The 19,984-nt window shown below is 38.1% G+C and carries 19 protein-coding genes and 1 other RNA gene; 9 read left to right on the top strand and 11 right to left on the bottom strand.

What is annotated here, in order from left to right:
- Nucleotides 1-21: 21 nt before the first annotated feature.
- A complete protein-coding gene (locus tag FFO06_RS17225; RefSeq protein WP_137909133.1) occupies nt 22-756 on the bottom strand; it encodes an HAD family hydrolase in 735 nt (244 codons plus the stop codon).
- 99 nt (nt 757-855) lie between these two features.
- Nucleotides 856-1,881, bottom strand: coding sequence for a 30S ribosomal protein S1 (locus FFO06_RS17220; protein WP_137909132.1), 1,026 nt, complete (start codon nt 1,879-1,881; stop codon nt 856-858).
- Between the two features lie 458 nt (nt 1,882-2,339).
- Here FFO06_RS17220 and FFO06_RS17215 point away from each other — a divergent pair, with 458 nt between their 5' ends.
- Together FFO06_RS17215 and FFO06_RS17210 are read left to right on the top strand one after the other, a co-directional pair.
- A complete protein-coding gene (locus FFO06_RS17215; protein WP_137909131.1) occupies nt 2,340-3,431 on the top strand; it encodes a GTPase in 1,092 nt (363 codons plus the stop codon).
- 361 nt (nt 3,432-3,792) lie between these two features.
- The gene (locus FFO06_RS17210; RefSeq protein WP_306420248.1) at nt 3,793-4,584 is read left to right on the top strand and encodes a hypothetical protein; all 792 of its coding nucleotides are present in this window, start codon (nt 3,793-3,795) and stop codon (nt 4,582-4,584) included.
- A gap of 127 nt (nt 4,585-4,711) precedes the next feature.
- Here FFO06_RS17210 and FFO06_RS17205 read toward each other — a convergent pair whose 3' ends face one another.
- Nucleotides 4,712-4,816 (bottom strand): photosystem II reaction center protein T, encoded by a 105-nt coding sequence (locus FFO06_RS17205; protein ID WP_071604841.1) that lies wholly within the window; start codon nt 4,814-4,816, stop codon nt 4,712-4,714.
- Nucleotides 4,817-4,914: 98 nt separating this feature from the next.
- Nucleotides 4,915-6,438: a photosystem II chlorophyll-binding protein CP47 gene (psbB, locus tag FFO06_RS17200; RefSeq protein ID WP_137909129.1), complete on the bottom strand. Its 1,524-nt coding sequence runs from the start codon at nt 6,436-6,438 to the stop codon at nt 4,915-4,917.
- 750 nt (nt 6,439-7,188) lie between these two features.
- Here psbB and FFO06_RS17195 point away from each other — a divergent pair.
- The 3 genes from FFO06_RS17195 (at nt 7,189) to FFO06_RS17185 (ending at nt 10,033) form a co-directional block, all read left to right on the top strand.
- On the top strand, nt 7,189-7,686 hold the full coding sequence (locus tag FFO06_RS17195; protein WP_137909128.1) for a LysM peptidoglycan-binding domain-containing protein: 498 nt from the start codon (nt 7,189-7,191) through the stop codon (nt 7,684-7,686).
- 395 nt (nt 7,687-8,081) lie between these two features.
- The gene (locus tag FFO06_RS17190) at nt 8,082-9,317 is read left to right on the top strand and encodes an LL-diaminopimelate aminotransferase (protein WP_137909127.1); all 1,236 of its coding nucleotides are present in this window, start codon (nt 8,082-8,084) and stop codon (nt 9,315-9,317) included.
- Between the two features lie 80 nt (nt 9,318-9,397).
- The gene (locus tag FFO06_RS17185) at nt 9,398-10,033 is read left to right on the top strand and encodes a Uma2 family endonuclease (protein ID WP_137909126.1); all 636 of its coding nucleotides are present in this window, start codon (nt 9,398-9,400) and stop codon (nt 10,031-10,033) included.
- A 252-nt stretch (nt 10,034-10,285) separates the two neighbouring features.
- On the opposite strand, the gene FFO06_RS17180 is transcribed toward FFO06_RS17185, so the two are convergent.
- Nucleotides 10,286-11,014, bottom strand: a complete 729-nt coding sequence (locus tag FFO06_RS17180) for an ABC transporter permease (protein ID WP_137909125.1) — start codon at nt 11,012-11,014, stop codon at nt 10,286-10,288.
- A gap of 493 nt (nt 11,015-11,507) precedes the next feature.
- Between FFO06_RS17180 and FFO06_RS17175 the strand changes: the two genes are divergently transcribed.
- Nucleotides 11,508-12,587, top strand: a complete 1,080-nt coding sequence (locus FFO06_RS17175) for a glycosyltransferase family 4 protein (protein WP_137909124.1) — start codon at nt 11,508-11,510, stop codon at nt 12,585-12,587.
- A 228-nt stretch (nt 12,588-12,815) separates the two neighbouring features.
- Here FFO06_RS17175 and queF read toward each other — a convergent pair whose 3' ends face one another.
- The 5 genes from queF to FFO06_RS17150 form a co-directional block, all read right to left on the bottom strand.
- A complete protein-coding gene (gene queF, locus FFO06_RS17170; RefSeq protein ID WP_137909123.1) occupies nt 12,816-13,232 on the bottom strand; it encodes a preQ(1) synthase in 417 nt (138 codons plus the stop codon).
- Between the two features lie 41 nt (nt 13,233-13,273).
- Nucleotides 13,274-13,705 (bottom strand): hypothetical protein, encoded by a 432-nt coding sequence (locus FFO06_RS17165; RefSeq protein WP_137909122.1) that lies wholly within the window; start codon nt 13,703-13,705, stop codon nt 13,274-13,276.
- A 163-nt stretch (nt 13,706-13,868) separates the two neighbouring features.
- Nucleotides 13,869-14,282, bottom strand: a complete 414-nt coding sequence (locus tag FFO06_RS17160) for a phasin family protein (protein WP_137909121.1) — start codon at nt 14,280-14,282, stop codon at nt 13,869-13,871.
- A gap of 25 nt (nt 14,283-14,307) precedes the next feature.
- An RNA gene (ffs, locus tag FFO06_RS17155) (signal recognition particle sRNA small type) lies at nt 14,308-14,404 on the bottom strand.
- Nucleotides 14,405-14,452: 48 nt separating this feature from the next.
- Entirely contained in the window at nt 14,453-14,719 is a 267-nt protein-coding gene (locus FFO06_RS17150) for a YciI family protein (RefSeq protein ID WP_137909120.1), read from the bottom strand.
- Between the two features lie 252 nt (nt 14,720-14,971).
- Between FFO06_RS17150 and FFO06_RS17145 the strand changes: the two genes are divergently transcribed.
- Nucleotides 14,972-15,742: a glycoside hydrolase family protein gene (locus FFO06_RS17145; protein ID WP_137909119.1), complete on the top strand. Its 771-nt coding sequence runs from the start codon at nt 14,972-14,974 to the stop codon at nt 15,740-15,742.
- 75 nt (nt 15,743-15,817) lie between these two features.
- On the opposite strand, the gene FFO06_RS17140 is transcribed toward FFO06_RS17145, so the two are convergent.
- On the bottom strand, nt 15,818-17,044 hold the full coding sequence (locus FFO06_RS17140) for a RuBisCO small subunit-like domain-containing protein (RefSeq protein ID WP_137909118.1): 1,227 nt from the start codon (nt 17,042-17,044) through the stop codon (nt 15,818-15,820).
- A 140-nt stretch (nt 17,045-17,184) separates the two neighbouring features.
- On the opposite strand from FFO06_RS17140, the gene FFO06_RS17135 reads away from it, so the two are divergent.
- Together FFO06_RS17135 and FFO06_RS17130 are read left to right on the top strand one after the other, a co-directional pair.
- Entirely contained in the window at nt 17,185-17,700 is a 516-nt protein-coding gene (locus tag FFO06_RS17135; protein ID WP_137909117.1) for a GNAT family N-acetyltransferase, read from the top strand.
- Nucleotides 17,701-18,278: 578 nt separating this feature from the next.
- Nucleotides 18,279-19,984: calcium-binding protein (locus FFO06_RS17130; protein WP_370743939.1), on the top strand; the 1,706-nt coding region annotated here is incomplete at its 3' end.

Here is a 19,984-nt window from a genome sequence, read left to right as displayed (position 1 = left end):
GAAAACTTTTCACAGATCCTCTTAATCCATAATTACCTGAATTTGATCAAGTTGATTAATTACCACATCTGCACCTTGAACATGATCTGCTTTACCAATCCAAGTAATACCAATACAGCCAGCAGCTTTAGCATCACGCGCCATTTGCATATCACCCACAGAATCACCTATCATTAAAGTCGCCTCTGGTGCTACCCCCAAAGCTTGACAAGCTTCTAAAAACAGTATTGGATCTGGTTTACTAGGACCATCATCAACACCCTTTTCTAGCTGTAAATAATTACTTAACTGATGAGTCCTTACAAATGTCTGTACCTCTTCAGTGGTTGCTGCTGACAGAATCCCCAATTTTAACCCCGCTACTGACAAAGACTTTAATACCTCCAAACTCCCCACAAATAAAGGTGAAGGAGTTTTACTAACATATCGGTCAGCCTCATTTATTGCTTGACGGGCAATTTTTAAAGACTCAAACCATCCCCTCCCGGTTTCCGCAATATAGGCCGCTGCTGCAATTTCTGTTTCTCGACGACTGGCTACTGATATTAAACCCGCTGGATCTAAGAAATCACCGTTAATACCAAAAGCCATTAACAATGGTTCGCCAATACCAGGAATTTGCGCGTCTATCATCCTCGCTGCTTTTTGTCCTAGTGTTCTTAAATATGCCTCAGAATCTTCTAAAGTGCCGTTTTTATCAAATAAAATTGCTTCGATACGGTAAAACGCCGTGTTTTGACATTTAATAGTTACCAAAATATCTCACCCTAGTCATATTCAAGGTAAAAAAAAGGGGGGTGTCCCCTCTTGATCATACAACGATCTCAGTTATAATTACTTATAACTATAAATCTATTATTCTTCAGTCGCTGGGGGAATTTCTTCCTCGGCCACAGCTTCCACAACTGCAACTTCTTCAGCTATGGTTTCTTCAGATCCGGCTTCCAGCGGTGCTACTTCTGTCGGTGTGGTAATACCTTGCTGTTTAGCAAGCAGTTGTTCCCGATACTTAGCTGCCATTTCTTCAGCCTTGTCATAAACCAAATCACGGTTTTTGATCATGTCACCAGGTTCGGGTTCCAACTGTTTAGTAGACAGCGAAATCCGTCCCCTTTCGGCATCCAAGTCAATGATCATAACTTTAACTTCATCATTGACATTGAATACGCTATGGGGAGTGTCAATATGCTCCTGGGAAATCTCCGAAATATGTAGTAGTCCGCTTACACCACCAATATCAATAAAAGCACCATAAGGTTTGATACCGCGAACCGTACCAATGACTACTTCGCCAACTTCTAAACGGTTCATCTTGCGCTCAACTAGCGCCCGACGATGGGAGAGAACTAAGCGGTTACGCTCTTCATCTACTTCTAGGAATTTCAAAGGTAGTTCTTCGCCTACCAAATCTTCCTTGGGTTTGCGAGTGCTAATATGAGAACCGGGGATAAAGCCGCGCAGTCCTTCAATTCGCACTAATGCACCACCACGGTTGGTTGCGAAAACGCCAGAACGGACAGTAGCATCTTCTGCTTGTAACTGTCGTACCCGTTCCCAAGCACGCATATACTCAATCCGACGAATTGAAAGGGTGAGCTGACCATCTTCATTTTCATCGGTAAGGATGAAAAATTCCCGCGTTTCGTTTGATTGTAAGACTTCTTCCGGGGCATCTACCCGGTTAATAGACATTTCTTGTATGGGTATATATGCTGCGGTTTTCGCACCTATGTCAATCAGAGCGCCGCGCGGCTCTATACTGAAAACTGTACCCGGTACGACATCACCAGGGCTGAAGTGATAGTCGTATTTATCAAGTAGAGCAGCGAAATCTTCGAGAGTAAATCCAATTTCTGTAGCGGTTAAATTCTGATTGACCATGCTAATGTGTTCCTGGTTCTAGTCTCCGTAAAGGTTTTGTCATAAATTCAGTGCATAAGTAAGCAGTCGGAGAACCGTCTGCACTTACATTTCTGTCTTATCCTAGCTTAGAATAGCTAATCTTAACACATATCAACTTCCAGATATAGGATTATATCATATTTAGGGAAGAGGGAATGGGTAATGGGTCATAGGGAGCAGGTGATATCTGAGTTTTAATTCCCACATTCCGCACTTCATTGTGTAGTACAGGCACGAGTGTAATAAGTGGCAGAAGTAGTTTAAGCATAAACATATAGTTTAGTTGGTAATAAATATAGGCAGTAATATAATGATTGCCAACGAATTCAAATTAATAAGGTGTTGACAATAAATGCTGTTTTGTGTACTATAATTCTGAAATTACTTAGGAATTGCTGAATAAACCTAAAACCATCAGAAAAATTAAAGTATTAATCATGATAATAATAAATAATTCGGATAGCACAACAAAAGAATTAAAGCCTACCATACTTATATGTGGCTATACTGGTTCGGGAAAGACAAGTTTAATACAAAGTATTTTTGGTACACAAACAGTACCTGATAATCAAATTGGCCACGATAGTCCAATGACAAGAGAATTTATTAAATACCTGAACGAATTCATCGACATTTGGGATTCTAAGGGGCTGGAAGTGGCAGATAATGAGAAAGATTTTGTTGATAGAACAAGAAAATTGATTACTGATATCCAAAAGAAAAATAATCCTGAAAATCAGATTCATGTAGTTTGGTATACTATCCAAGGATCAGGAGCAAGGGTAACTTCTACAGACCTTGAACTGATTCAATCCATATTTAAAAATGTTATTGTTGTGATTACCAAAACTGATATTACTCAGTCAAAGCAGCTTACACCCATGATTCAAAAGCTACAGGATAATGGTATAAAAAGAGAAAATATACTCCCAGTTTTTGTCTATCAGAAAGATGAAGATAGTGAAGATAGTGAAAATGACGAAAATAAGGAAAAAGAAAAAAGGGAAAAAAGCAAGCAGTCTCTCCTTAAACTACTCAATAGAACTCTTACACTAATGCCAAGTGCGTACAAAGATGCTTTCGAGAGCGCACAAATGCTTGACTTGGATAACAAAATAAAGAAAGCTCAATCTATTATTCATGGTTGTGCAACAGCCGCGTCAATTGCATCTGCTGACCCTATTCCGGTTAAAGATTCTGTGATAATCACAACAATTCAGATAGGAATGATTGGGTCTTTAGCTACTGTGTATGGTTTGCCTAAAGAAGTAGCTAATACAGCAGTAGCTGCATTTGTAGCTCAAGCTGCTGGTACTGCTGCTGTGACAAGCTTGCTAAAATTGTTCCCAGGAGGAGGAAATATTATTCAGGCTGGAGTAGCTTTTACTTTAACTGAAGCAGTTGGGCAAGCAGTTAGTGCTTATATGATTGAATGCTGTAAGGCTCTTATTGGAGAGGGCAGTCCACCTAAATTTATACTAAAAGATTTCAACATTTTTTTTCAAAACTTAGGAAATACTGAAAAATAACAGATATATCCAAATATACGTAGAGATGTTTTATAGAAAGTCCCTACGTATTTTATTAGGGTATATATATATTTGATGTTTGAACCCACATTCCACATCAATAGAATGATAGGACTTTGCTGAAGGTATTGTATGATAATCCTAGAATTATTTGGGTAAAATTTTAACTAGTCTTCAGTTCATAAATCCTGATTTTATCCTACTTTTGCAAATTAAATCCAAAATGCCTAAACTGCTAAAGCTAACCATAATTAGTATCTTTGTAAGTATCATCATAGCTATAATCTTCTTTACGTACCAGGCAGTATCAGATCAACAGTGGATACCAGTGCGTGGTGGTATACCATTTGGAATCAGCGGCATGACTTTGATACATCAACCAATTCAAAAACCAAGCCAGATGCTAGATTTGATGATTGTCCATGATAATAAACAACCCAATCAAGGACGTTTAGCAATAATTAGCATTAATAATAACAAGCAATTAAAGTATTTTCCCTTAAAGTGGCCAAGTGAAATTAATCTACCTCTTGATTTAGAGGCTTTAGCTTCTATTCCTGGAACAAATAACCTAGAATTTATTACTGTAACGAGCGCTGGAAAGGCATATCATCTGAAATTAGATGCCCAAAAACAGCATTTATTCATTCTCAGAGAATTTGATCTACCTGATATTACTAAAAATAGTAACTTTGAATCTTTCGGGTTACAAAATATTGATGGTAAATTAATACCAATTTGGGCGCATCGAGGAGAAAGTGAAGAACCAGCCAAAATTTATTGGGGAATACTGGATTTAACAAAATATCAAATCAATCTTGCAGGTACGGCTGATTTTCAAGTACCTTTTCCTGGTGGTAATGTGCGCCATATTTCTGATATCAAAGTAGATAATGCGGGGATTGTCTATATTTCCGCAGCCAGTGATGCAGGTAATGACGGACCCTTTGAGTCTGCCGTATATGTTGCTGGTTACTTAGGCTCGTTTGGTAATAAAATATTTTGGCGACAAAATGATAAACTTTTTCCTATCTATCGAGATCATCATCACAAAATTGAAGGTTTAGAACTTATACCTGGTGTAACAGGTGGTGTAATTTTGGGTACAGATGATGAAAATCTGGGTTCTTATGTGTACATGATAGGTAACTGACAAAATAATTGGTAATTGCATTCGCTCAACAGCATCTTGAACAGTTAAACCCAAAATCCGTTGCTACTATGATCAGTAACAACGGATATTATTAGCATATATTCCCTGACAAATGGGGAATAACTAACTACTTATCTTTCTTCTCAAAACGGGGGGGTTCGCGGAAGGCGATCGCAAAAAAGAGAACACCGATGGCGAGGGTTAAAATCAAGATGTAAGCAACACTTTCCATATTTTTCAGATCCTGCCTGTTGAGCCAGTAATTTTAGTTGACCAAGCCAGGGAAAAAGCATGAAGTAGATATTTTCCACTTCATACCTCATCCAAGTTTTAAGCTTCCTTACGACGAGTTGACTTGTCGCCCACTTTCTGGAACAGACCCCATTCAACTTGTTCTTCTTCAATTTCTACACCGGCAAATACATCACGGTAGATAGTCCGTGAACCGTGCCACAGGTGACCAAAGAAGAATAATAAAGCGAATACAGCATGACCGAAAGTAAACCAACCTCTGGGAGAAGTACGGAATACACCGTCAGAGTTCAAAGTTTCTCTGTCAAATTCAAAGATCTCGCCACCTTGAGCTTTCCGGGCGTACTTCTTGACATCAGCGGGGTCTGTGAAGGTTTGACCATTCAGATTACCACCGTAGAAGCTGACAGTCACGCCAGTTTGTTCAAAGCTATATTTAGATTCTGCCCGACGGAAGGGGATGTCAGCACGGACAACACCATCTTTATCGGTCAAAATTACGGGGAAAGTTTCAAAGAAGTTAGGTAAACGACGAACTGTTAATTCCCGGCCTTCGGCATCTGTGAACACAGCGTGACCTTGCCAAGATTCAGCAATACCATCACCTTTCACCATTGGTCCTGTACGGAATAGACCACCTTTCGCGGGGCTATTACCAACGTAATCGTAGAATGCTAATTTTTCAGGAATTTTCGCCCAAGCTTCAGACAAAGTAGCGCCTTCGGACACACTGGTTTGCACACGACGCTGAATTTCTTGACGGAAGTAGCCTTGATCCCACTGATAGCGGGTAGGTCCAAATAGTTCTATGGGGGTAGCAGCGTTACCGTACCACATAGTTCCAGCAACGACGAAAGCAGCGAAGAATACTGCCGCGATACTGCTGGAAAGTACGGTTTCAATATTACCCATCCGTAGGGCTTTGTAGAGCCTTTCGGGGGGTCTAACTGTGAGGTGGAATAAACCAGCGATAATACCGACTACACCAGCTGCAATGTGGTGAGCAACAATGCCACCGGGGTTAAAGGGGTTAAACCCAGCCGGACCCCATTCTGGTGCTACTGGCTGAATACTGCCAGTGATTCCGTAAGCATCAGATACCCACATTCCTGGACCAAAGAGTCCAGTTTGGTGGAAAGCGCCAAAACCAAAACAAAGTAAACCGGATAAAAACAGGTGAATACCAAACATTTTTGGCAAGTCTAGGGCAGGTTCACCTGTGCGAGGATCTCTAAAGAGTTCTAAATCCCAGAAAACCCAGTGCCACACGGCAGCCAAGAATAATAAACCCGAGAGAACGATGTGAGCCGCAGCAACGCCTTCAAATGACCAGAAACCGGGGTCTACTGCTGTACCACCGGTTACACTCCAACCACCCCAAGATTCGGTCACGCCTAAACGTGCCATAAAGGGAAGTACGAACATCCCTTGTCGCCACATGGGGTTAAGAATTGGATCACTAGGGTTATAAACGGCTAGTTCGTACAATGCCATTGAACCAGCCCAACCAGCTACTAAAGCTGTGTGCATTAAGTGTACAGAAATCAGCCGACCTGGATCGTTCAGAACGACTGTATGTACTCGATACCAAGGTAGTCCCATTAACTACAAGCCTCCTGGATAGTTATGTTGACAAAGCAATTTTGTGACTGAGGTTCAAAAAAGGCGGAAATCACCATTTTTGAAGAATCTCCGAGTTTTTTTATTGCTGATTTTGAGTTTGGCAATGCTGACGACTTACCATAGCTTGATTCTTTTGTCAAGAACTTGCTATGGGAGTGTTTGAGCAATCGCTAAACAAAAATGAGAATATTTTAAAAAGTGTAACTATTGATGGCACGCTTTGCAAGCGTTTCCATCCTTGAGGTTACGGAGTTTGTGGTTTGAATGTCGCTATCAGTCGCCAGAAATGCTGATTATAACCTCATCTATCTGGAAAGCTGAAGTTTTTTAAGTCCACTATTCCAGGATAAAACTAAATTGGGGTTTTACCAGGCGATCGCTCCTTGAATAATTACCAGTTTTATTTCAGACTCAGTTTACGCGGGTAAATTCTGGCTATTGGGGAACAATAGACGCAAGTGATCAACCACAACTATGAAACTAACAGATCATCTCTGGCTAAAGCGAATAAATACATAATAAAGCAGAATATAATAAGTAGTAGAGAAAACATCAGAAAATATAATTATTTATTATAGATTTATAATAGTTTGTCCGCTTCATGATCAAGATTTAGATATTAAGGCAGAAAAGTTATGGCAGTGCCGATGGTCTGAATTATAATTCAGATGTGCAGCATGGGTCAAATCAAAAATTGCCCAGAAATAGCATGATCACGGAACTTACACGATGAACACCAAAACCAAAATTGACTGTCCTGTTTGCGGGTATCAAGGAATTGATGGTCATATCTGTCCTAGTTGCGACACTGATATTTCTCTAATTCGCTCTTTGGAGGAATTGCCCCAGCGCCCAAAATCTTGGACAAGAGAAATCGCCATTTTAATGCTGATGATAGGTATTACTATCGGTGCTGGGGGCAGTTTTTTCTCCCTGCAAACAGCTTTGTATACTGCGACTATCCCCAATCGTACTCCTAAAGTTACTAGTAGTCCCAACCCCAGTCCACAGATAATTACTACTACTCCAAAGAAGCCGCCAATACTAGCCACTTATAATGTAAAATCAGGAGATACTCTCAGTAGTATTGCTGGAAAGTTGTGTAGTAAACCTACTGATTGGCAATTAATAGTTGCAGTTAACCCCGAATTACAAAAGCGGGAAAATAAATTAGATATAAATCAGGTGTTGAAAATTCCTAGTAGCTGCAAAGGCAAAACCCCATGAGTATAATTTACAGATTGAAACAAGATAGTCAGAAAGCTGAAAATTTCGCCCAAAATAAACAATTTGGGAGCGATTTTTTGCTATATAAATTATTTTTTGTTTCTCAAAATTGTCAAAATATGGCAATCATGTCTGATTTGTGAAAACCTCCCATGGCTAGATACCGGAATTGTTAAATAATTCGGCTATCTGATTTTTAGATATCATTTTTTTAGCTTCTAATACCTCTTAGATAATTTGTTATTTATGAGCTTCATTAAATAGGCTCATATTTTCTCGAATATAACTTAAAGTTTCAGATCCCTGACCTCTTTAAGAATTTAGGGATCTTTTTATTCCTGTCCTCCAAGTAAGATAGTGTATCATTATCTTTATCTTTTTGCCCATAATTTACCATGGCTACAATTAACGACAACTACCTGAAACTCAAAGCTGGTTATCTGTTTCCTGAAATTGCGCGACGGGTCAATGCTTTTGCACAGGCTAACCCAGATGCTAAAATCATTCGGTTAGGGATTGGTGATGTCACCGAACCCTTGCCAGAAGCCTGTCGCACAGCCATGATTAAAGCTGTGGAAGATATGGGCGATCGCTCAAGTTTTAAAGGATATGGACCAGAACAAGGTTATAATTGGCTAAGGGAGAAAATCGCCACCCACGACTTTCAAGCGCGAGGAGCAGCTATAGAAGCTGATGAAATCTTTATTTCCGACGGTTCTAAGTGCGATTCTGGCAACATTTTAGATATTTTTGGCAAAAATAACGTTATCGCCGTTACTGACCCCGTATATCCCGTTTACGTAGATACTAACGTCATGGCAGGTAACACGGGAGATGCGAACGAAAAAGGCGAATATGGTGGTTTAGTTTATTTACCTGTTACTGCTGAAAATAATTTTACAGCGGAAATTCCTAGCCAAAAAGTTGATTTAATTTATCTTTGCTTTCCTAATAATCCCACAGGTGCAACTGCTACGAAAGAACATTTGCAAGCATGGGTAAATTATGCTAAAGCCAACGGTTCAATTATCTTTTTTGATGCTGCTTACGAAGCATTTATTAAAGATCCTAGTTTACCTCATTCTATTTTTGAAATAGAAGGCGCTAGAGATTGTGCAATTGAATTTCGTTCTTTCTCTAAAAATGCCGGGTTTACTGGGACTCGTTGCGCTTTAACTGTTGTTCCCAAAACCCTCACCGCTAAAGCTGCTGATGGTTCTAATGTCGAACTTTGGAAACTTTGGAATCGTCGTCAGTCTACTAAATTTAATGGCGTTTCTTATATTATTCAAAGAGGTGCAGAAGCGGTTTATTCAGAAGCAGGACAAACACAAATTAAAGCTTTAGTAAACTTCTATTTAGACAATGCTAAAATCATCCGTCAAGAACTAACAAACGCTGGTTTAAATGTTTATGGGGGCGTAAATGCACCTTATGTATGGGTGAAAACTCCCCATGGTTTATCCAGTTGGGAATTTTTTGATAAGTTATTAGAAACTGTGAATGTGGTGGGAACTCCTGGTTCTGGGTTTGGTGCTGCGGGTGAGGGTTATTTCCGCATTTCGGCCTTTAATAGTCGGGAAAATGTGGAAGAAGCCATGAAGCGAATTACGGCTAAGTTTACGGTGTAATTCAAGTTTAATTATTTGTGGTGGGTAATTCCCACCCTAATTTTGTTAAACTTAATCAATCAATAATAATAATAAATGCTATGAGTGTAGCTATTCCTGTTTTCAAAGCCGTAAGTCAGATACAATTAACACCTGGTAGTACAGTTAATATTCCAGATGTTAGCTGGGAAGAATTTGAGGCGATTTTACAAGAACTGGGAGAAAAAAGAGCTTCACGAATTGCCTATAATCAAGGTAATTTAGAAATTATGCTCCCTTTACCTGAGCATGAAATTTCCAAAGATCTAATTTCTGATATTGTTAAAATATTGTTGAAAGCTAAAGGGATTAAATATCAACCTTTTGGTTCAACAAGTTTCAAAAAACAAGGTACAGCAGGAATTGAACCAGATGCTTGTTTTTATATTCAAAATTATCAACTGATTGGTTTACGGAGGTTACAACCTGATCATCTACCACCAGATTTAGCTATAGAAATTGATGTGACATCAAAAACAACTCTTGATGCTTATGAAGCGATTGGAGTTCCAGAATTATGGATATATGATAGTGGTAAATTGGCTATTTATTTATTGAAAAATGGTAAATATATCAAATCTGATCAAAGTCCCTATTTTGAAGATATAGCTATTAGTCAGATTATCCCTAATGTGATCAAAAGGAGTTGGGAAGTAGGCAGTTTTCAGGCTTTGGAGGAATTTGCAGTACAAATATAATCCATAAATATCAATTTTTACTTAACAGTAAATCAAACATCAAAATCTAGAGATTATTTTGTTAATAAGGGTTGATTGAAGTATAATGTTAGTACAACCTCCTGGTAAATCACATCTATTAACTTGTCGGACAATTTTAACAGATCAAGATAAAATTAATATTAAATGTTTTTGTCAGCAAGACGAAGAAATAAGGATAAGTGTAGAATCCTTATTATCTAAATAATTAATCTAAATAACTAATATTATTCCCTATGCTCTCCTTTCCCCCGCAGTTCTAATTAATTCCCCTATCAAAGCCACAATAGCAGTGATCGAAATTAACATCACACTTAAAGCATTAATATCCGGTTTAACTCCCGTTCTAATGCGGCTAAAAATTTCCATTGGTAAGGTATTAGTCCCACTTCCCGCAGTAAAACTAGCAATTAAAAAATCATCTAAACTCAATACAAACGCTAATAAGCAACCGGAAATAATTGCTGGCATTAATTGAGGTAATAAAACTAAAATAAAGGCTTGTATTGGTGTCGCACCTAAATCTAAAGCTGCTTCTTCTAAATGAGGGTTGATATTATTCATGCGCGAAGAAACCACCAAACCCACATAAGATAGACAAAATACAATATGAGCAGCGATAATAGTCCAGATACTCAAAGGAATAGCAAAGGCTGATAAACATACTAACGTAGAAACAGCGATCGCAATATCAGGAATTAATAAAGGTAAATAAGCAATTCCCTGATATAATCTCTTGCCAGGAAAGTCATAACGTGCTAACCCCACAGCCATTAATGTTCCCAAAATTGCGGAAACTCCCACAGCGCAACAACCCACCAATAAACTATTATATAAACCCGATAAAATCCGTTCGTCACTAAATAATTTACCGTACCATTCTAAGGTAAATCCTTGCCATTTAGCGCTGTAAGGTGACTGATTAAAGCTATAAAAAGCCAGTACCAGAATAGGTAAGTACATAAACACAAATACCACCAGCGCAAACACTGCTGGCCACGAAACACGCGATTTATTTATTTGTTTGTATATATTCATGTCACCTAATATACCCAATATTTGCCTCTCATATTATATGACAATATGGTTCTCTGAGAAAAAAAATAGAAAATTAAGACAATTGATCATCTTTTTTCCTGGTATTAAATTAGCCTAGCCAGTTAAAGATTTTTTGTGATCAATAAAATGTATGGTATTATACTCGTTTTCCTTTCTATTTCCAGCAGCAAATCCCAAAAATAACTATTGTACTATGTGTATTATGTCTAATTTATTCCTGAAGTATCAGACATTTACATTACCTCAGATAGACAAAAAATATCGAATATAAAACATAAGATCTAATAGTAATCATAAATAAGGATGGTTTTTGTATTTTTGGCTATTTCTCTGTTAGTTATTTCATTTATTCATCAACTAACTAGAAGTAGAAATCTGATATTTTAGGAGATTGATCATGAAAATTGCTCAGGTTTCTCCACTGTGGGAAAGAGTACCACCACCAGCTTATGGTGGGATAGAATTGGTAGTAAGTTTATTAACTGATGAATTAGTCCGTCGGGGACATGAAGTGACTTTATTTGCATCAGGAGATTCTTTAAGTTTAGCCAAGTTAGTATCAGTGCATCCCCGCGCTTTAAGGCTAGATCCTACTATTAAAGAGCCTGGTATTTATGAGATGTTACTGTTAGGTTTAGTTTATGAACAAGCAGAAAATTTTGATATCATTCACTCTCATGTAGGACTAGGATCACTAGTTTACGCCAATTTAGTCAAAACTCCTACAGTTCACACTTTACATGGAATTTTTACTCCAGATAACGAAAAAATTTTTAAATATGGCAAAAAACAGCCTTATGTTAGTATTTCTAATTCTCAGCAAGAACCCAGATTAGGCTTAAACTATGTAGACACTGTTTATAATGGTATTGATGTTAGTAGTTATGAATTTTATCCTCAACCAACAGAACCACTTTATTTAGCTTTTTTGGGAAGAATGTCTCCCGAAAAAGGACCCCATTTAGCAATTGAAATTGCTCAAAAAACTGGTTGGAGGTTAAAAATAGCAGGTAAGGTAGATGTGGTAGATATGGAATATTTTACGCAAAAAATTAAACCACATATTGATGGTAAGCAAATTGAATATTTAGGTGAAGCTAATCATATCCAGAAAAATGCCCTCATGGGTGGTGCTTATGCGACTTTGTTTCCCATTACTTGGCGAGAACCTTTTGGTTTAGTTATGGTAGAATCAATGGCATCAGGAACACCTGTAATTGCAATGCGACTGGGTTCAACGAGGGAAGTTATTGTGAACGGGGAAACCGGTTTCCTTTGTAATAATGTGGAAGAATGTATTAATTCTCTTGACAGGGTAGCTGATTTAAATCGTTACGCTTGTCGTCAATATGTGGAAGAAAATTTTAGTGTTCAAAAAATGACTGATGGTTATGAAGTGGTTTATCAAAAACTAATTGCAGAAAAATTAGCGCAACAAAATGGTTATTTACGTAATAGTAATACTCTAGTTAGTTAATAATCAATTAGATACAGCAGTTTCCGATATGATGAGGTACGGATATTAATGATAAAAATAAAAATCTTGTGGTGCGGGCATACTATGGCTAACGCCACGCTACGCGAACGACCAAGCTCAGTACAAGTCTTGCCTGCTAAAAGTGTACTTCACCCTGATGGTAATATGCTGTATTTGTTTTTCATCATCCTTGTAGAGACGTTCCATGAAACGCCTCTGCTTCTTCATTTAAACACCTTTTTGATGTTTAACTTCAACCACTGTATGTACATTTCCACGGGGGGTAAAATCGGTTTTTACAGTCACTTCCACAGGATCACAAGCTGCGACAAAATCATCTAAAATTTGATTGGCTGTTTCTTCATGGGAGATATAGCGATCGCGGTAACTGTTAATATAAAGTTTGAGTGCTTTCAACTCTACCACCCGTTGATCTGGAATGTAAGTAATATAAATGGTCGCAAAGTCAGGATAACCGGAAAACGGACATTTACAAGTAAATTCCGGTAAGGTAATATTAATATCATAGCGCCGTCCGATGCGGGGGTTAGGAAAGGTAATTAGTTTCCCTTCCGCAATTTCCCGTTCACCATATTTCATTTCTTGAATGTCTGGGGGTAGGGTTTCAGGTGCAAAGTTACTCATTGTGTTAGTAAAAAGAAATGTAGAGATTCACAATTATTAACTTAGCACTCAATTTCCTTTTCCCAGTCTGGACAATTTTGATCATCCCAACCATGGGGGTGCATAGCACAAACTAACAAATTACCGCCATAAACCTGTCCGTGATAGTGGCTACAACCAATACAAGCCGCATTTTTCTTTATTGTAGCTTCTACTGCATAAGGAAAACCTGGATCTACATCTTCCGTGATGTTGATGTCTTCTAGTTCCCAGTAAATTTCCAGAATTGGCTCTGCTAATTCTTGTAAAAATTGTTCGTGCAGCCTAGCGAAGTTATCAATGTCTGCTACATAAGTGCTTTGTACTTCTTCAGTAATTTCTTCCGCGAACTCAAAAAAAGCATCCACCATGTCATTCATTCCCAGGAAGAACTGCTCTACTTCATCAGCCACGTTTTCGATCATGTCTATTAAGTCTTTTTGCCACTGTTCCATAAACTTAAAGCCCTTACTGGCTAAAAACATGAAGCTTAACGCCATCAGGCTGGAATTGCTAGAGTACAAGGTAAGTAATTACACTTAAAACCACTTTGGGTATTCTGTGATTTTTCTATAATTGACTGTGACTGATACCAAACTCAAGGTAAAAAATTGTTTTTTACGGTTCTCGTTGCAGCCGTTTTAACTCTTCCTGTAGTTCTCGCACTTGATCCCGCAGCTGATTTACATTATCGCCATGATCTTTATTATGATCTTTATTTTCTTTTTTCGCCTCTTTCCCAGTTGGTTCTTCGTCATCCTCTAGGATATCTATCCGACGAGGTTCAGAAGTAGGGGTTTTTTGAGACGCTTCTCCAGATCCTGGCTGCTGTTGGGCTTGCTTCATCATATCCTCGACGAAGCGGCGAGCTTCTTCTGTGTTCATCTCGCCTTTAGCCACCATTTCATCTGCTAATTTTTGGACTTGCGATCGCAGTTCGGCTAATTTCCCCCCAGCTTTTTCACTGGCGTAGGAGGCTAACCCAACACCGAGATAAAAAGCTTTTTGTACAATATCTCCAAAACCAGGCATTGCTGCTAAAAGCTCCTACAAGTAAGGCGACCCGGAGACTACGCCTACCACAAGCATCCCTTATTGCTGCTACCTTCCGGTCCTGACAAGGTTTGGGCGTTGAAGTTGCATAGATCCAGGTCTTCATTTATCATAACACGAAAATTCAGAATTTGTATATTATTCCAAAATTATTCCAAAACAATTTGCCATTGCAATAGTTGATAATTGACACAATCGTTCTGTATCAAGGGGTCAGCGGTTACTATTGCCTGTGCTTCATCCATTGACTCAGCCTCAAATAACATCATACCACCACCTTTTTGCGCCCAATAACCTGTTTTGGCTTTGTGTCCTTTCGCAATTAATTGTTGTACGTAGGCTTTGTGGGCGGGTACATATTTGTCAAAGGTCGCCTTATCAACCTTACCAGTTTCAATTTTGACAAACCAAGGCATATATTTGGATCGGCTTTTAAATTAGTAATTTCTCGTTGATCACAAAGTATCATGATTTATGATCATATTCCCGCCAATTTATATCGCCAATTTATATACTTTTATAATTTTTATAATTTATGTATTTTTTTGTAAAAACCGTTGTCAGATTACATAGTCATACTGTATTATTAACTAAGTAAGGTCTCATTTTCAGTTAATCTCTGCTTTCAATTACGAAACTGATCAAACTAAAGTTACCAGGATAGCATTATGGCTAACAAATTAAATCTCGACAGCGGTGAAATCCTCAAACAAGGTGCAAATGGCGCAAAAGTTCAACAACTACAGGAAATCTTAAAAGCACTCAATTTAGATCCGGGGACAATAGATGGTGATTTTGGCAACAATACTGTCAAGGCTGTCAAACAGTTTCAGAGTCAAAATGGGCTTAACGCAGATGGAATAGTCGGAAAAAATACTCAGAATGCTTTAAATAATGCTCTTGACCAATTAACAACAGATCCAGTACCATCCCTAACTCCTCAACCAAACGGTTTTGGTGGTGTCACCGGAAAACTACCACTGCCAGCAATTCCGCTGATAAAAAAATTTGAAGGTTGTTATTTAAAGGCTTATCCAGATCCCCGAACTGGTAATTTACCTATCACCATTGGTTGGGGTTCTACAAAAAAAAGAGATGGTAGTAACTGGAAATTAGGTGAAAGCATCACTCAACAAGAAGCAGATGATTTATTAATGATTCAATTAGAAAATAATTATCTACCATCTCTGCAAAAAATTCCTGTTTGGAATGAGTTAAATACTAACCAACAGGGTGCTTTATTAAGCTTTGGTTATAACTTGGGTGCTAACTTCTATGGTAGTTCCAGTTTCAAAAGTATGACTAGAGTTTTGAGAGATAAAAAATGGGATGAAATTGAAGAAACTTTTCTAAAATACAGGAATCCTGGTAGCAATGTGGAAGTAGGATTAAGACGGAGAAGACAGGCAGAAGCTGACCTATTTTTAACTCCAGTTTAAGCCTACATTGCTATATTAAATTCAAGCCCTGTAGAGACGTTCCACGGAATGTCTCTACATTCAAAAAAATACCAATTACTTGCTATGAGGACGTTGAATAATTGTTTCTACCACTCGTCGTTTTGCTTGTGGATCAATTCCTACTAGACGCACATATTCACCGCTATATTCAGATAAGCAAGATTCTAAATTAGAAATAGCGTCGGAATGTGCATCAATATTAAAAAAAGAACCGCAACTTTGCCAAGAACCTGTACGGAAACGTCTTTCATCAATGTGTTCAATCCCAATTTTATAACCTTGAGCTAAAATTTGTCGAACTTGTTCTTGAGTTTCTAAACTTAAATGATTGGCTTGATTATTGATAGGTTTACTAACTGGAACTTCGACAACGGGAGCAGCAACTTGATAACCTTTACCTCGATTTAAACGATTATATTCATCAACTAAATGGGAATTTTCCACCCGTTTTTGTTCACTAACCATGAATTTACCAGACTCAATTAAATGAGAGAGAGTAAAATCTGGCTTTTTAAATGCTGGTGGTCCATCCAAACTATTGACAACTCGCAAAGAGACATTTTCAAAACCGATTTGATGGATAAAATTACGAATTTGCTCATCATAAATCCGGGAACGCAAAGCACTAAAAAAGTCAATAGATTGTTGTGGAAAAGTATCAACTAATTGTGCAATTTCTCCTTGTGAAAGTCCATCTTCGACAAAAATTCCGCCGACAATTCCTATTCTATCATCTCGGTTAGGTTCCCAATAAAATTTTTCCATTCTCCCATCACGAATTAATGGTGCGTAGAGGGTAGAAAAATCATTTCCTGTGACAATAATCGGGACACGACATAAAGGATTGGAGTCATAACTTCCCGGTAATTGTACATCTGTGGGATTATCAGCAATATTCATCAATGTAGCATTTACTAATTGAGTATTTACTGTATATTGAGTTCCTTCATCAAAACGTCCAGCACCCGCATCTAAATCATTAATCATCAGTACGCACATTTTCCCCCGGACTTTGATTAATTCTGCTGTTTCTCGATATCGTAACCGAATTAACCGCGCAGGATCTCCAGCGTCTGGACTTTCTAATTCCCCTCCAGATATTAAAGTTACCCCGATACCCATTTTTTCAAAAACTAACTCGCATTGAAAGGATTTTCCCTCTCCTTTGCGGCCATGAATACCTAAAATTAGGGGAACTCGAATACCGGGAAGGTTTAAGAAGTTTTTGGTGATATGTACTGCAAGTTTATCGAGAAAACTAGGAGCAATGTAGTAATTCATAGAATTATCCCTGGCGATGATTTATGTAAATTAGTATATATTATATATTTTTTTGGTAACGATAGTCAATTAAATGGTAAATTAAGTTTGTCAGTTCGGAAATTGTTTTACTTAATTTTCATTAGGTTCTAATTCTCACTATGAATGATCCATCAATTACCATTACTCAGTTATTAGATACAGATTTGGAAACACTCAGAAAAATCAGTCGAGAAATTTGGTTTACTCATTATCCTACAATTATCAGCAATGAACAAATCGAGTATATGCTAGATAAAATCTATGGAATAGGAGTAATTGAAAATGAAATTTATAATCAAGGGATATTTTATGATCAGGTATTACATAATTCCCAATTAGTCGGTTATTTATCTTATGGTGCAGAAATGATGGATAATATCAGTTATTTAAAATTACATAAATGTTATTTATTACCGTCATTACATGGTTTTGGATATGGTCAAAAGATGTTATTTCATATTTACCAAAAAGCGCAAGCAATGAAATTGAAAAAAATAATTCTTAATGTCAATCAAAGGAATGAAAAAGGGATTAAAGCTTATTCTCGATTTGGTTTTAGAATTATTGATAGTCAAGTAATAAATTTTGGGAATGGCTTTGTGTTGGATGATTATATCATGGCTTACGATATTTAAGAAATAAGAAAGACAATGATAAAACGTAAATATTCAGTTTATTGAGTAGGGTGTGTTAGCTGTCTTCGTAACGCACCTAATTTCTATGTAATAGCTTTAATTGTGTAGTAATAAGCTGAGACATATTTGTCAAACATTGTACTACTTATAATTATAAATATAATCATTATAGCACTATATCCTTTTATGCCCAGTGTTTGAATTATTTAGTCACAGCAGTTTTCATATTTTTTATTAATTTTTATTAAAAGTTAAACAGAAAATAATCATTATTTAAACAGGATTTGATATAGTGATTTGCACTGACTGGAATCAGTAAAATTTTGTTTGAAATAATTACGATGAAATGTCATAACTGGTGACTACTACCGCTATAGCCTCTGTTTTCTGCGGATGCTAGTGAGTTAAGAGCGATCGCCTGTAGGCTGTTTGTTTGATCAAAATCACATTTTGAAGTGATGTGTTACGCTTCCCTTACTCATGCTAGGAAGAAGCTACCACACTCAGAATATTACATAACAGTCGTTTTTTTATATACGCAACATTTCTGTGTGCTAACTAAACCAGGAGTAATTAAAATGAGTCAGCAAAATCTAGTTTTCACTAATCCCAATGAAATTACCATTCCTAATGGTGGAGCAGCAACAACCTACCCCTCAAGTATCAACGTCTCCGGGTTAAATGGCACAATTACGAGTTTGAAAGTAACCCTAAGCAATATTAGTCATACTTATCCCGATGACCTTGATGTTCTACTGATAGGTCCTACAGGTGCCAAGGTCTTGTTAATGTCAGACGCAGGTTGGTCTTGGGATTTAAACAATGTCACCTTAACCTTTGACCCCAATGCCAGAGATTTTCTGCCGGATCAAGGTCAGATCAGCAGTGGTAGTTATCGAGCCACAGACTATGAAACAGGTGACAGATTTAATAATTCTCCTGCTCCCAGTGGGGACTATGGAATAGATTTTTCCGTATTTAACAACACCATCCCCAATGGTGCATGGAATATATATGTAGTGGACGATACAGGGGTAGATATTGGCAACATCGCGGGCGGATGGTCAATAGCTATTGATACTACGGAGGTGACGACAAAACCAATAGTCACATTAGCTACTTCTACGAAAAAAGTAGCAGAAAATAGTGGAGGGAATATTCTCTACACCTTCACCCGAATAGGCAATATCACCAGTGAGTTAACCGTCAATTACACCGTATCAGGTTCAGCTATATTCAACACAGACTATAGTCAGACTGGTGCCACATCCCATACTGCCACTACCGGAACAGTTTCCTTTGCGGCTGGAGCGGATACAGTTACCCTAACAATTTCTCCTCTTGAGGACAACATTCAAGAAAATGACGAGACTATCATCTTAACCCTGGCAACAGCGACAGATTATATCATTGGCACGACCACAGAATTGACTGGAACGATTACCAACGGGAATGATCAGTTTGAAGCAACAGGCAGTAATCTAGTCAGCAACAAGATATATGACGGTGGCGATGGCACTGACACCCTGATTGTGAATTATAGCAGTGCAACCTTTGGCGGATTAGGTACAAATGGATTGGGAGTGTCCAATGGATATTGGTCAAATAGTGCCTTTCATGACTATAGAGGCTCATTTAATTGGCAAGGTACTAATTATGCTAATAGCCCACTATTGTCCTTTAGCAATATAGAGACATTTGAGATTACCGGGACGGCTTACGCAGATTACCTCAGAGGCTACAGTGGAGATGACAAGCTCATCGGGGGTGAAGGAAATGATAATATCGCGGGTGGAGATGGGAATGACCTCATCAGAGGTGGTGATGGCAACGACACCCTGAAGGGGGAAGGTGGAAATGACGAAATTGAGGGTGGTGATGGCAATGATACTATTGATGGTGGCACAGGTCGTCATGTTATCCGTGGAGGAACAGGGAATGACACAGTAGTTAGTGCTAAAGCTGGAGACAGCATTGACGGGGAAGGAGGCAACGACACTCTACAAAGCTTAGACCTGAGCAGTTTAGGTGTAAATTTAGTGCTGGATTTAAGAGCTACAGAACAGGTAAGTGGGGATAATAATACCCGCATTAACAATTTTGAGAATATCTCCTCAGTGACTCTAGGCAGTGGTGATGACACCACTATTGCCACTAGTAATTTATTGGTCAGCAATGGCAGCATTAACGCTGGGGGTGGCACTGACAGATTAATTGTGGATTATAGCAGTGCAACCTTTAGTGGATTAGGTACAAATGGGTTAGGAGTGTCCAATGGATATTG

This window comes from Dolichospermum planctonicum, assembly GCF_005402965.1.
Lineage (GTDB): Bacteria > Cyanobacteriota > Cyanobacteriia > Cyanobacteriales > Nostocaceae > Dolichospermum > Dolichospermum planctonicum.
This window is presented reverse-complemented; position numbering and strand designations above follow the sequence as displayed.

Excerpts from the sequence above, each read along its gene's own strand:
- FFO06_RS17220 (WP_137909132.1), bottom strand. The coding sequence starts at position 1,881 with ATGGTCAATCAGAATTTAACCGCTACAGAAATTGGATTTACTCTCGAA.
- FFO06_RS17215 (WP_137909131.1), top strand. The coding sequence starts at position 2,340 with ATGATAATAATAAATAATTCGGATAGCACAACAAAAGAATTAAAGCCT.
- FFO06_RS17210 (WP_306420248.1), top strand. The coding sequence starts at position 3,793 with ATGACTTTGATACATCAACCAATTCAAAAACCAAGCCAGATGCTAGAT.
- FFO06_RS17205 (WP_071604841.1), bottom strand. The coding sequence starts at position 4,816 with ATGGAAAGTGTTGCTTACATCTTGATTTTAACCCTCGCCATCGGTGTT.
- psbB (WP_137909129.1), bottom strand. The coding sequence starts at position 6,438 with ATGGGACTACCTTGGTATCGAGTACATACAGTCGTTCTGAACGATCCA.
- FFO06_RS17195 (WP_137909128.1), top strand. The coding sequence starts at position 7,189 with ATGAACACCAAAACCAAAATTGACTGTCCTGTTTGCGGGTATCAAGGA.
- FFO06_RS17190 (WP_137909127.1), top strand. The coding sequence starts at position 8,082 with ATGGCTACAATTAACGACAACTACCTGAAACTCAAAGCTGGTTATCTG.
- FFO06_RS17185 (WP_137909126.1), top strand. The coding sequence starts at position 9,398 with ATGAGTGTAGCTATTCCTGTTTTCAAAGCCGTAAGTCAGATACAATTA.
- FFO06_RS17180 (WP_137909125.1), bottom strand. The coding sequence starts at position 11,014 with ATGTACTTACCTATTCTGGTACTGGCTTTTTATAGCTTTAATCAGTCA.
- FFO06_RS17175 (WP_137909124.1), top strand. The coding sequence starts at position 11,508 with ATGAAAATTGCTCAGGTTTCTCCACTGTGGGAAAGAGTACCACCACCA.
- queF (WP_137909123.1), bottom strand. The coding sequence starts at position 13,232 with ATGAGTAACTTTGCACCTGAAACCCTACCCCCAGACATTCAAGAAATG.
- FFO06_RS17165 (WP_137909122.1), bottom strand. The coding sequence starts at position 13,705 with ATGGAACAGTGGCAAAAAGACTTAATAGACATGATCGAAAACGTGGCT.
- FFO06_RS17160 (WP_137909121.1), bottom strand. The coding sequence starts at position 14,282 with ATGCCTGGTTTTGGAGATATTGTACAAAAAGCTTTTTATCTCGGTGTT.
- FFO06_RS17150 (WP_137909120.1), bottom strand. The coding sequence starts at position 14,719 with ATGCCTTGGTTTGTCAAAATTGAAACTGGTAAGGTTGATAAGGCGACC.
- FFO06_RS17145 (WP_137909119.1), top strand. The coding sequence starts at position 14,972 with ATGGCTAACAAATTAAATCTCGACAGCGGTGAAATCCTCAAACAAGGT.
- FFO06_RS17140 (WP_137909118.1), bottom strand. The coding sequence starts at position 17,044 with ATGAATTACTACATTGCTCCTAGTTTTCTCGATAAACTTGCAGTACAT.
- FFO06_RS17135 (WP_137909117.1), top strand. The coding sequence starts at position 17,185 with ATGAATGATCCATCAATTACCATTACTCAGTTATTAGATACAGATTTG.